This is a genomic window from Allocoleopsis sp. (assembly GCF_036703385.1).
GTDB lineage: Bacteria > Cyanobacteriota > Cyanobacteriia > Cyanobacteriales > Coleofasciculaceae > Allocoleopsis.
In genome coordinates this window covers 1-12,499 of the sequence record NZ_DATNPA010000278.1, presented here as the reverse complement: position 1 = coordinate 12,499, position 12,499 = coordinate 1, and the positions used below count along the sequence as shown (strand labels likewise).

Genomic DNA, 12,499 nt, shown 5'->3' with positions numbered 1-12,499 from the left:
AGCTGTCTGAGTGTACTTTGTCAAGTCGTCTACTCGGCTTCCCCAATCAGCGTGAATGCCGAGTCTTTGGGCATGGAGTATTGTTTTCGGGTGCTTAGCATAGCTTGATATAAGGCTTGAGCTTTGTCGGGGTATTGTTGCAGATTTTGAGCAAAATTGGTCATCAAAGAGGCTGTCGGGGCATCTGGCACTGCCTAAAGGGATACAATCACACTGGGTACACCCGCATTAATTCAGGCGCGAGACAGTCCAATAACGCCATCTCCGGTAGTGCGATCGCGTCCGGTGTCACACGCACTCAAAACGACTAATTCAGCATTCAATTTTAAATCAAGGATTTCTTCAGCGGTGAGAAGGCCATTAACCCCAGTTGACGATAGTAGTTGTCTTGTGCGGTGATGGCTGGTGTGAGTAACGCTTCTAGTTGAGATGCAAGTACTTCATCTTCCAGCATTGGTCTGGTCGTCTTTTTGGCGTTGTCTCGGTTCTTTTCTCGGCTGACACTCACGGTTAGTTGCCCACAATCGGTCAATTACTGAGTGGAACTGTCCCCACTTCGGATTAACCTGTCTGTATCCAATCATCTAGGTGGGTCAATGACCACTACAAGTGTAGCCAGATTATCACGCTCTGAACAAGGGGACTGAACGCAATTCATCTCAATGCTGACTCTTGCGAGTACAGCGTTGAGATGAATTGCGGATGAAGCTAAATCGGTCAAAGCACATATTCTCCATAAATAAATCCTTTTGCTCGCAGAGTTTCTCCGTGGAGAAAAAGGCTAACTTCAACACTGCCTGTAACTTCTTCAATAAAACTGTATTGACGGTCTTGATTATCAGGCACGACTAGCTCCATCGTTGTTTCAAAGTTGACGTTGACTAACAATCGATCGCGTTCATCGGCGGCTTCTACCTTCAAGCTAGAAGGGACTTTTAAGGTGCGATCGGCAAACAGGGAAGCCATAATTCCAGGCAGACGCACAGGCATGACTGGAGAGGACGACCAATCCCAATGAATAGCTAAAGTAGAGCCGAGGAAAATTTTGTGTATCTGATTATCCACATATACAAAAATATAGGGTAAGTACTTGATAGAATGGTCTTTGTTGGTACGTTGGTCTAAAACCAGAGTAATTTGCCTGCCGTCATCACAGGTGGCAAAAGCGACAAACCATTCCCAAGCAATATCTTCACCCCAACGAAAACGACCAAAGTTGTGATCGTGATAGACAAACCAATCGCGATCAATACTGAAGTTCTGTTCGCCGACAGATAACTCTCCCATTACTTGTAAACCGGGCACCAAACCCCAACCGATGAAACCACTGCCAAAAGGCGAATCCTCGCTTACTAACAAAGGCATGGCTTGCGCCTCTCCTTGGCAACGAATGGATAACTGCGCCCTTTCGTCTTGGACTTGCAGTATCGAGTGCTTGCCATCGAGTTCCAGCAAGACGCCGTTTCCCTCGATACGAAAGGGGTTTCGACGCACCATATCGGATTGCCATTCCAAGTTGCAAGTAGTGCCTAATGTCGCCATAGGCATATCCACCTGCTCCTCTGGCAGCAGGTGAGTGCTGGCTAAGTTTACCAGGAAGCTTACTTGAATCTCACCGTGCCCTGGTCTGCCCATCAAGTTTATGTTGACCAGTATCCGCACTTTTCCTTGTCTATCCAGGAGAATGAAGTGATACCAATCTTTCCAGTCAATGGGGGAGGCGGGGTCATCCAAGGGAATGCGTAGGGCTTCAATACGGGCTAGCAGTTGTTCGTCAATGATCATCGCTGTAGCGAACCTGCCTCGCAGAAAACATCGTTGACTATTGTCTGCCGGAACGGCGTTGGGAGGATAGAGGATACACCAATGCTTGAGGCGATCGCATCCCAGGTGGTGGCAATTCTTGGCAATACCAACGCCAGTCCCAGAACAAGGTAACTAAACCAGCGTTCTGCATCCATTCCCAGAGATGCTTTGAGCGCGTCTACCGCCTCAGCCGATACGGAAATGTCACTATTAGGCTGGCCTTCATTCAAGTCTGTTGCACCTAAACTCCACAACCACTGTGAGGCAAGGGTTAGCAAACCACCTTGGTTCTTGTCACCACCAACAAAATTCTGATAAGCAGAGGCGGCTTCCTGAGTGATAACTAACCAACGGGGGGCTTCTGCTGCGGCAAAAGCGAGTACCCCATTCTGATAGAAACGGGTGCTACTCAACTGAGTCAGTAATTCTCTACCAGCTTCGGTGCGACCGTATTTGTCACCTTCTTGGCATAGGAGGAGCAACAATTCTATAACTAGCCAACGAGCCGGAAGTGTATCTAAACCGGGTAGTACAGCAAGCAAACTTTTAGTTGCCTCGGTAGCGCGATCGCTAAGCGGGATGCGTTGCCACGCATCGCTATCTAACGTTGCTTCTTTTGAGGCGATATCTTGCAATTTTTTAGCAATGACTGGGGATATCTGCGCCAGTCCCAAGAGGATGCCAGCGAACCAGCGATCGGCAGAGCCTCCTAGTTTGGCAACGAATTTTTCTGCTAAAAAACCCGGAACTGAAGTTTCTCTTTTTTTCTCTAGAGTTTCTTGATCAGCGGGAACCAAGTTTAACAGCCATTTTTCCCAAATAGCTAGCAAACTCTGACCCCCTAAAATTGTATTCTCACTTTTGATGCTATCGCTTATCCAGGTGGGAATTTGTGCGGAGGCCAAAGCGATAACTCCATTTTGAAAGAAGCTAGTTGATTTAATTTGATTGAGTAACTGTGTGCCTGGTTCAGTTTGGACGTATTCCTCCCCTTTCTTACTTAAACTGGCTAAAAGTTCAGCTACTAGCCAGCGAGATGGTATTTTATCTAGGTCTATCAAACCTGATATCAAACCAAACATTCCGGCTGTTGATTGGTCTAGGGCATTCGAGAACAAGTTTCCGTCACGAGAAGGGAAAGGCAAAGTAACTGGCAAGGAAACTTCGACAACCTGATTTTGATTTTTTTCGGTCTCTGGCAATACAATTTCCAGTTGGATAGGAATAGCTTCTTCCTGAATTGCTGGAAAGCGTAACCAACTTTTAACTTTCTGTCCTATTTGCAGTATAGAAGGAATTGAAATTGTAATTTTTTGGCTGAATTGGCTTCCCTGAACTACATAAAGATAAGAGGGAGAAATACTACTAGATATAGAGATAACTTGACCGTTATCTACTAACCAATCATCTAATGTAGGACGGAATAATAAATTTTCAGCTATCCAGCTATCAATTACTAAATGTAGAACCAAGATTGAACCTGGATAAACTTTTATATTTTTATATATAAAGCTTTTGATAATTTCTGGCCTTTCACTCATTTAATTTTTCTAGCTCTTTTCCTACTGATGCAGGCTTACGCATTTCTGTAAATCACGTAGTTGATTATTTCTTTGATAAATCGATGATCGTGGACGGGACATCCCCATTTTTCTTCTGAGCGTAGCGGAGTTTCTGGCTGAAGAAAATCTAGGCTATCAAAAATTTCTGCTGCTTTGTTGGCAAGCGATCGCGCAACTTTCCAGCCGTGTTCGATGCTGCCGCAAAGCTCCATTTGTTCCCTAATAAAAGCGACATCCTCTGGTGTTTTTTTATCGCGAGGTAAGGCAAGAATTTTCAATATATTCTCAGATGCTTTGCCACTATGTGACAAAACATGATTCAGCATTAAGGTGCGTTTTCCTTCGTAAATATCACCGTCAATCTCTTTTCCATAATCTTTGAGTTGACCTTGTAAATTCAATAAATCGTCTTGGATTTGAAAGGCAATTCCTAATATCATACCAAATCGAGATATACCTGCCAAATGGTTAACCAGTTCCTTATTACTTGCTGATGGATGTCCGACGATCAAACCAATTCGGCAGGGAGTAATAAACGAATACCAACAGGTTTTTTTGACGCACATTTTAAAATAATCTTGGTCAGTTAGGTGGGAAGCATTGGTAGCCACCCAATCTAATTCCATTGCCTGTCCTTCGACAGATTGCTGCGCCATAAACTCGATTTCATGTAAAACATTGAGAGCTTTGGAAACTCCAATAACTGACATATTCTCTAACAATAAACCTACAGCCAAGACGTTGGTGGCATCTCCTACATTAATAGCGCGGGGAATTCCAATCATTTGGTGCAAAGTTCCCTTACCCCGTCGAGATTCGGAACCGTCTTCGATATCGTCGTGAATTAGAAAGGCATTGTGATAAAGTTCAAGAGCTGCTGCTGATGTCAAGGCATCGTGTCCCTTACCTCCTATTGCTCTGGCAACACTAATACACAGAGTTGGTCGTAGCATTTTGCCGAGACGGAAGGGGTAATCAGTTAACAATTCATATAATGGTTTATAAGCCCCTTTAATATCACTTTTAGTTGCAACAAATTCTTTGATTGCTTCGCTCACTGCTAACCGGGATTGGTGTACTGCTTGATTGATAATGTTTTTGTCATACATTAACTGCTCTTCGGCAGTGTTTGTGACTTCCTCAACTTTATAGTTTTCTACGAGAGCTTCACTCGATCCATTGGTAGCGATGTTAACTGCTGAGGCGATCGCGTAGTGGTGTGGATGCGTGTTCGCCACTCCCCTTTCAGCTGCTAATGGCACGTTTGTAAGGTGTTGAGCAAACGTGGGCAGCGCTGTCGAGGAATTTTCCGCGTATTCCTCTGTGTTTATCTTCTTATTGGCATTCTCTTCAAAATCTGGTCTATAAGCAGGCAGAGGGAACTGCTGCTCGTTTGTAAAGTTGTTTTTAATACTGTTGCCTAGATTGACTTCTACTGCGAGTACGGGTTTATTTTTCTGTTGTTCCTTTGGTGTTGCCGTGGTAATTTTAATAAAATTTTTTTTATGTGAATCTTCTTGGAGTTGAATTCCTACTTTCTGTTTATGGCCGTAGATTAACCAAGCATAAAAGCAAAAGTACAACATTAGTAGAAAAATTGCAAGCATTAATTTTTCCTTATATTCACAATAACAATCATTATAAATTAATCGAGTCAGTTTTTTCTCCTGTCGAGCAGATTTTTAGGTGGGGCTTATCGACAAGATTATCTCTATTTTTTCTCACCAATTCTTTCAGTCCCCACCACACCGAAATTTTGACTAGGTTACGATCGCGTCTTGTTTATGAAGCGACAGGTCTGATATAAGCACCCAGGCGAACTAACACATCAGTATTACTAACAGGATTAAGGGCATGGGCACCGAAAAACCCGATTATTTCGTGATTTGGAAATGCTTCAAGAGAAAAAGTTGCCGCTTCCTTTTGGCTACTAGAGCCACCAAATATCTGTGATTTATCTCCCTTATACGTTTGAAACTGTAAGGAGATAATGTCCTGCTCTGGATATTCGGGGCCTTCTTTACCCCAGGTTAGTACGATTTTTGTGATATAGTCTCCCGCTTCTATGCTGAATTCATCAGCTTGACCACCGGAAGCACCAGCTGCTATTGACTCGTATGTTTCAGGCGGATTCTTGGCTATATCTTCATATTGCACTTGAATATTGTCGATAGCCCAACCAGACTTAATACGCACGCTTTTAATTCTCGACTGAGGCGTTTTTGGTTGGATGGCAAATTCTTGTGCATCAATAAAGGAACCTCTTGGCCCTAGTGTCAAAAACGACACTGATGCTGGCGAGGATTCTTCCGGAACGGGAACAAGTTCCCATTGCTGGTTTGCTGTACCATTATCACCGTTTACTGGGTACGTAACAACGGGGGTCAACGGCTCTGTACTGCTCCCTAGCACATCTAGCACCAAGCCATTTAGCTTACTTTTTATCAACCCATCTTCAGTAATTGTCCATTGCTGATTTGGCGTTCCATTACTACCGTTTACCGGATAAGTAATAACCGGGGTAAAAGGCTCTGTTCTGCTTTGTGGAATATCCACCACGAAACCATTTAGTCTACTTTCTATAAACCCATCTTCAGTAATCTTCCATTGCTGATTCGGCTCACCATTAGTCCCCTTGACTGGGTAAACAACCAAATGAGTTTTAGCTTCTGCGTTGTTTCCTGCCACATCCAGAACTAAGCCATTGAGCTTGCTTTTTATCAGAAAGTAGCCACTCTTAGAGCCGTTTTTAACGGTATTATCTGCCATCTGTTTTTCTCCTTGCATCATTAAGTTTTTTAACTTTTTGACAATTAATCCTTAGCATATTATTTTTTGTAAGTCAAGAATAATTTTATGTATTTTGTCAAGCAACTACAAATACTCCCTTCCCACCAAAAGAATATGCATGAGGCTAAGTTGTTGAGGCTAATGATTCGCACATCCTTGCATTACTTAACTTTACAAATTCGCTTTTAGCCAAAGGGACTTCCTCTGTGCCAGGATAAGTCCCCTTTAATCATCTATTTTGTAGAAAATTCAATTTTTATGTATATTTATCTGAAAATAGACATACCTAAAAATTATATCGGAAATAACTGCTAGTAAAAGTAGGGAAAGGCAGTTAAAATAAAATTTTTATTTCAATAATAAAAAATAAAAAAATATAATATAAAGTGATATTTTATCGAGTTTCCAAAACGGCTTGGATAATGAGCAAATATGTTGCGATCGCTACCTTTGGCTCTCTTGGGGATGTATATCCCTACATAGCGATCGCTCTTGAGTTGCACAGAAGGGGACATCGTGCCGTCATTGCTGCTGGCGAGATATTTCGCCAGATCATCGAATCCGTTGGAATTGAGTTTTGTGCCATCAGACCGTCAGGGTCAATCAACATAGAAGAAGAGGGGGAGTTTATCGGGTTGCTCTCCTCTTGTGGGCAGGCTATTGACTACGGTATCAGCTATCTAATCGCGCCTCACTTGCGGGCAACCTACGATGACTTGGTGGACGTGGTAGGGGATGCTGATTTGGTGCTGACGCACCACTTGGCTTTTGCTGCTTCTGTGGCAGCTGAAAAAACTGGGACTCCCAGAGTCTCTGGCGTCCTCTCACCTGGGTCGTTTAGGTCTGCTTATGATTCTCCTAACCTTGCGCGCCTAGGGACTGAAGCTAGCGATCGCGCCATGATGCTGCTTGCCAACGATGCTATATATCGAGCTTTCCGGTGGCAGGCACGCTTTTGGAGCGCCCCAGTGCGACAACTGCGGGCTGAACTTGGTTTACCACCTTCAGGCGATCCTTTTTTTGAAGGTCAGTATTCACCCAAACTGGTGCTAGGTTTGTTCTCCCAGCTTTTAGCAACTCCTCAACCCGACTGGCCACCCCAAACTCGCATTACTGGGTTTCCTTTATACAACCTCCAGGAGCGTCAAAGTTTGTCTCCTGAACTGGAGAAGTTTTTGCAAGCGGGAGCGCCGCCGCTCGTGTTCACTTTAGGCTCTTTAGTGGTGTGGATGCCAGGGAACTTTTATTTAGACGGGGCGATAGCCGCCCAGCGCTTAGGCTACAGAGCAGTCTTGCTGATGGGAAAGGCAGCAGATGAAATTGCCCCCGACGAGCTACCAGAAGGAGCGATCGCAGTTAACTACGTCGCCCACTCAGCAATTTTTCCTCGTGCAGCTGCGATCGTCCATCATGCTGGTATAGGAACAACGGCCCAGGCGCTGCGTTCAGGCCGTCCCATGCTAGTGGTTCCCTGCGCCTACGATCAGCCAGATAACGCCGCCCGTTTGGTGAGGTTGGGAGTAGCGCGGACGATCGCACGCCAGCATTGTACCGCTGACGTGATGAGTGCCGAACTTAAACAGCTGCTGTTTGACCCTAGTTATGCGGTTAAAGCAGCAGAAGTCGGTCGTTTGGTACAGGCGGAAAATGGTGCTGCCTCCGCAAGCGATGCGATCGAAGCGTATTTTGAAGTAAGCCACCAAGAGTTTAAACCCGCAGTTGATAGCTCAAGTCCTCTTTCATAACACTCTTGAACAATTAGAGACGCAGGATATTGCGTCTCTACAGCAGCGGATATTTTATCCTACTTGGATATAGCAGGGTAGTTATTTAATCAAGTTAGCCAAGACCCAAACTACAATTGAAAAAAGTGTAACTATCACAAGAATAATAAATGATACTCCTGCTGTGGGTGGTGCGATCTCTGAGGGTTTTGGTGTGGGTTGTTCGTCATCTTTGCGTTGATCCTTCTTTTTTACCGCTAGTGACATACCGTCACGATTGTCTGTATAATTATCATCCTCAAGGGAAAAATTAACTTCCCCATCTGAGTTCAGGGTAAAAGTAACAGAGCCTCTAGTTTTAGCGGCTGCAAGCGCCTCTGTTTTGTCGTTATAGATTTGATCATTCTTGCCAATATTAATTTTTTCAAATTGCGGGGAGTCTATGGTATATGCGTTTAACCATAGAGGGCCAAACTCTTCTGACCAACGACTCCAAGCATCATAGCCTCCCCCTTCGGATGTTCCGATTACGCTTACTTCATAAGTTCCTGCTTTGAAGAACTTAACAACTGGATCTTTGCTTGTGGCATTTATGTTAACAATAGTTACAGAATCAGATGCGATTGATGAACCTTGAGAGGAAGCTTTCTGCCCTGTCATATTTTTTCTGTTTGCCTTGTGCTCTCGTTTTCATGCTAAGCTTAACCGAAATTTTGTACCTGTCCCCTCAGCTAAGACAAGTCAATTTTTGCTTTTGATGATTAAAATTATTTTAACGTTTCAATTTTGCATACTTATATAAGATCTTGTCAATAGATAAAAGCAATAAAACCGATAAAAATAAATCATATATAAGCCTTATTAATTAATATTCCTTGAAATCAATGGTAGACCTTTTGCACATAGTCATAAATCTCCTAGCGATAGGGGAAGGATGAAGGGGAAAAGAGAAATGTGTCGTTTCCTTATCCCTACTTCTGCAAGCGGTCTAGTAGACCTCTTGCGTAAATCTTGGAATGCCCCCTAAATCCCCCAATTCTGGGGGACTTTGAAGCTCCTGCTCCCCCCAAAATTGGGGGGCTGGGGGGGCAAAAATTGACTTTTGCAAGAGACGTTCATGAGCGGTACGCTCACACTCCAGGATGAAAGGAGACTTTCAAAACAGGTCTAGTGTCTAGTGACAACATAGGATATAGCACAGATTCATCCCTCAAACTTAGACTGACCAAAGAAATGGGATACAAGCCTTTCCCCCCAAACTTGGGGAGCTGGGGTTGCGTAAGTCATGTTTAAGATGGAAAAATGATCGCCCTACTCTGTAGCGTCTGTTTCTGGTGAGTAAACATCAATGGCAAGCACATCTTCTGGCACCTGGCGAATCAACTCGCCGTAGGAAGGTTTTTGATGTTCCAGAGAAAGGTAAGGTGGTGGAGAAGAACGACGCAACCACAATTGATCGAATTCTGTCCACAGATGTCGCAACTGCGGGTTAAGGGCACTGTCGGCTAAGATTTCCATTACTACTTGGTGTATAGCCAGCAAATCTTCTAAAGTCCCGCTCAGGTAAATGTGGTCAGCCACCACTGCTGCATCTAAAGTCAACCTGCCAGCAATCACGTCTTGGAGAGTTTCGGCTTTGCTGCGAAAATTTACTGACTCCAGCGCTACCGGATATTCGCTCTCGATTTGCAGTTGTTCTCCTCCCGACGCCCGCAGTCGCAACCTAATTCCATCAAGGTCGAGCGCAGCCGTTTTTCCCGAAACGGTTTGCACCAGAACTTCCCAGGTGGAACCTCCTTGGCTTCGCAGGATTTCCACCAGGCGGTGCAGCCATTGATCTAGCTGGGCTTGGCGTTCAAACAATTGATTTTCCATCAATAAAGCCCTAGCAAAACTCTCAAACTGTGCAAGATTTGAGAATAGTGCAGCACCGCTTGCAAATGCAAGACCACGTCGGAACTTAGACAGATTTCAAGCCCAAATAAAGCCCAAAGCCGCATCCATCACCAAAAGTCCTAGAAAAAACCCGCCCACCCAACAGCTGCTGAGTAGGCGAGTTTTAACAGTCGCGAGTCGCAAATAGCGTGTTTCGTGAGTAGCAATAACTACTAACTAATCCAGCACCTTAAAGGACTTGACTTCCAGAACCGGGCCAATCATGGCGAAGGTCATCACGTCATCTCGTACCTGTCCTTCAACCTTGACTTTAAGGTCAGATTTCTTTAATTCAGCCGGGGCATCCTTAAGTTCATAAGTTTCCCCAGAATCTGTAACCAGTGCCCAAGTCCCTGGCCCTAGTCCTTTGCGTTCGATAACACCTTTTACACTAATACTCATGCCCTTTGCATTTCTCCTTTCGAGGCTAGATAGGCAAGTCCAAAGCATAGGAGAGCATTGGCAACGAGGAAGATGCGAGCAATAATGCCGCTACCGAGCCACAAGAGGCTGGGTGACATCACTGCACTGACCGCCAAACAACTGGCGACACCGAGGGCAGACCCAATAGCCACCCACTTCCATTGTTGATGACCGAGTAGCAACGCGACCAAAATAAATGGAATGAGCACGCTGGCAAAAATTGGGTTGAGCATCGTACTCCCCTGGATAGCGCTACCTAGTTCGGGAATGGAACTTCCCATCACTCGGAACGGCCATTGTGGTAGGTCAAAGATATAAAGACCACGCAGGAAAAATACTCCAGAACTACCTGCAACTAACCCAGTGGCGAGTGACATACTCCAGAAGGGTAAGTAATTGCGCAGGAACCAGGCCAGCAGATAAGAACCCAGCACCATTGCAATTTTTGGCAGTAACATCACGGTTCCGCCATCAATCCAGAAACGAGGATTGAGATAACCGTTATCCCGTAACCAGCGGAAGAAGTCCTTGAAGGTGATTTGTCCTCTCAGAGCCAACTTAACAGCAGCCCCGGCATCCAGATGACCGGCACCAAAGTGATTCAAGGGGTCTTGCTGGATGACTCGTGCCGATTTGGTCAAGACATCTGCAATTTCATCCGGTTCTTGGATACCCGCCGCTTTGATTAACGCCGCCACACCGGCAACGTGGGGAGACGCCATACTGGTTCCCTGGAAGCCTGCGAAAATTGGTTCACCGTTTTCCGGGTCGATGGTCTCTTGTAAAATCTGACCAGCTTCGCTGCCACCCGGTGCGGAGATATCGACACCTGCACCAAAGTTGGAGTAGGGGGCTTTGGTACCAGCGGAATCCAGCGCGGAAACGCCGATAACATGAGGATAGCGGGCAGGGTAAGAAGCTGAATTATCATTAGAATTACCAGCTGCTGCGATGATCACAACTCCTTTTTGGTGAGCGTAGTCGATCGCTTCTTTCATCAACTGGCTCTCACCGCCGCCACCCAAACTCATATTAATCACATGAGCACCGTTGTCAGCGGCAAAGCGAATCGATTCTGCGATATCCGCCACCGTACCGCCACCACCAGCACTCAATACTTTTAAGGGCATGAGGCTGGCTTCGTAAGCAATTCCAGCAACACCATAATTGTTATTTGTGGATTGAGCCACTGTTCCCGCAACGTGGGTACCGTGACCATTGTCATCGAATGCCTCGACGCGATCATTTACGAAGTCGTAGCCGCTGACAAACTTGGTATCTTTCAAATCAGGGACGGGACTAATCCCGGTGTCAATCACCGCAACTGTGACACCACTCCCCTTCGTATCGTCCCACGCCGATTCCACGTTGATTTGCCGCAGGTTCCATTGCTGACCGTAATCTGGGTCGTTGGGCACGTCGAAGGCTTGGTAGATATAGTTAGGTTCAATAAATTCCGTGAGCTTACCGAAGCCTAACTTTTTCAGTTGGGCGATGGTTTGGCGATCGCCTCTAGCAATATACACATGGTCAGGAGCTGAAAATTCACTATTCAGGTGGGGTTCAAGTCCATACTGTCCAGTAAGCAAATTCACTTTCGCCTCAATCTCAGCCGCTGGGACATCTTCCCGAAAGTCCAGCACAATCGACTCAAACTTTCCCTGATTCGCCAACCCCTTAAAGTTAAATGGGGCAAAAAGCAGCCCCAATATAAACAAACACGCTATCAAAAACTTTCTCATGGCAACCCGTCCGCTGTCGCGCCAGTTTAACCACTACCATAGCTCATGTGCCTCCTTGTGGGAGCTGATGTTGCATTATGTTTAACGCTGATTAGCTAGAAGCGAAAGTGCCAATCAAGGGTAGGCTAAAGATAAGTGTAATTACTGTTGCTACAGGGTGGAAAAAATAGCCCAAGATGGAACGCGGTTTACTCTGGTTACCTTTACTTGCTGTATTTATCTGGCTGGCTTGGTCAGGTTGGAACGAATACCAAAAAGTCGAAGCCTATCGTCACTGGGCATCTCAGTTTGAGCGGGCAAAGTACGATATTTATGCAGTACTGGGTCAAAAAGGTAGTGATTTAACTTGGGGAAAACCCACACGTCAAGAACCTGTTGAGTTAGAAACGTTCTCCCTGCAAGATGTACAAGCAATTCACTTGCTGGTAGATAATCAGACTGCTGATTTAGAAACACCGCCTAGTACAGGTCGTGCGATCGCTCTTGAATTTCTCTTTCCAGAACCTGCTGCCTCAAT

11 protein-coding genes and 1 pseudogene are annotated in these 12,499 nt (G+C 45.2%); 2 read left to right on the top strand and 10 right to left on the bottom strand.

Annotation, left to right across the window (positions count from 1 at the left end):
• Positions 1–29: 29 nt before the first annotated feature.
• From V6C93_RS13275 to V6C93_RS13250, 6 genes and pseudogenes are all read right to left on the bottom strand, one after another.
• A pseudogene (locus V6C93_RS13275) lies at positions 30–362 on the bottom strand (CHAT domain-containing protein); the annotation flags it as partial.
• The gene (locus V6C93_RS13270; protein WP_333477154.1) at positions 326–508 is read right to left on the bottom strand and encodes a hypothetical protein; all 183 of its coding nucleotides are present in this window, start codon (positions 506–508) and stop codon (positions 326–328) included. The gene V6C93_RS13270 and the pseudogene V6C93_RS13275, both read right to left, overlap by 37 nt.
• A 209-nt stretch (positions 509–717) precedes the next feature.
• Positions 718–1,785 (bottom strand): hypothetical protein, encoded by a 1,068-nt coding sequence (locus V6C93_RS13265; RefSeq protein ID WP_333477132.1) that lies wholly within the window; start codon positions 1,783–1,785, stop codon positions 718–720.
• A complete protein-coding gene (locus V6C93_RS13260; protein WP_333477131.1) occupies positions 1,782–3,278 on the bottom strand; it encodes a hypothetical protein in 1,497 nt (498 codons plus the stop codon). The genes V6C93_RS13265 and V6C93_RS13260 overlap by 4 nt, the downstream gene beginning before the upstream one ends.
• A gap of 104 nt (positions 3,279–3,382) precedes the next feature.
• A complete protein-coding gene (locus V6C93_RS13255) occupies positions 3,383–4,975 on the bottom strand; it encodes a polyprenyl synthetase family protein (RefSeq protein ID WP_333477130.1) in 1,593 nt (530 codons plus the stop codon).
• 175 nt (positions 4,976–5,150) lie between these two features.
• A complete protein-coding gene (locus tag V6C93_RS13250) occupies positions 5,151–6,137 on the bottom strand; it encodes an RICIN domain-containing protein (RefSeq protein WP_333477129.1) in 987 nt (328 codons plus the stop codon).
• A 443-nt stretch (positions 6,138–6,580) separates the two neighbouring features.
• Here V6C93_RS13250 and V6C93_RS13245 point away from each other — a divergent pair, with 443 nt between their 5' ends.
• Entirely contained in the window at positions 6,581–7,903 is a 1,323-nt protein-coding gene (locus V6C93_RS13245) for a glycosyltransferase (RefSeq protein WP_333477128.1), read from the top strand.
• An 81-nt stretch (positions 7,904–7,984) separates the two neighbouring features.
• On the opposite strand, the gene V6C93_RS13240 is transcribed toward V6C93_RS13245, so the two are convergent.
• The 4 genes from V6C93_RS13240 to V6C93_RS13225 all read right to left on the bottom strand — a co-directional run bounded on the left by V6C93_RS13240 (position 7,985) and on the right by V6C93_RS13225 (position 11,982).
• The gene (locus tag V6C93_RS13240; RefSeq protein WP_333477127.1) at positions 7,985–8,542 is read right to left on the bottom strand and encodes a hypothetical protein; all 558 of its coding nucleotides are present in this window, start codon (positions 8,540–8,542) and stop codon (positions 7,985–7,987) included.
• A 651-nt stretch (positions 8,543–9,193) separates the two neighbouring features.
• Positions 9,194–9,757 (bottom strand): hypothetical protein, encoded by a 564-nt coding sequence (locus V6C93_RS13235; protein WP_333477126.1) that lies wholly within the window; start codon positions 9,755–9,757, stop codon positions 9,194–9,196.
• A 237-nt stretch (positions 9,758–9,994) separates the two neighbouring features.
• Positions 9,995–10,219: a hypothetical protein gene (locus V6C93_RS13230; protein ID WP_333477125.1), complete on the bottom strand. Its 225-nt coding sequence runs from the start codon at positions 10,217–10,219 to the stop codon at positions 9,995–9,997.
• On the bottom strand, positions 10,216–11,982 hold the full coding sequence (locus tag V6C93_RS13225) for a S8 family peptidase (RefSeq protein WP_333477124.1): 1,767 nt from the start codon (positions 11,980–11,982) through the stop codon (positions 10,216–10,218). Before V6C93_RS13225 ends, V6C93_RS13230 begins: the two co-directional genes overlap by 4 nt.
• Before the next feature lie 176 nt (positions 11,983–12,158).
• Here V6C93_RS13225 and V6C93_RS13220 point away from each other — a divergent pair.
• The coding region (locus V6C93_RS13220) for a hypothetical protein (RefSeq protein ID WP_333477123.1) at positions 12,159–12,499 on the top strand (341 nt) is incomplete at its 3' end.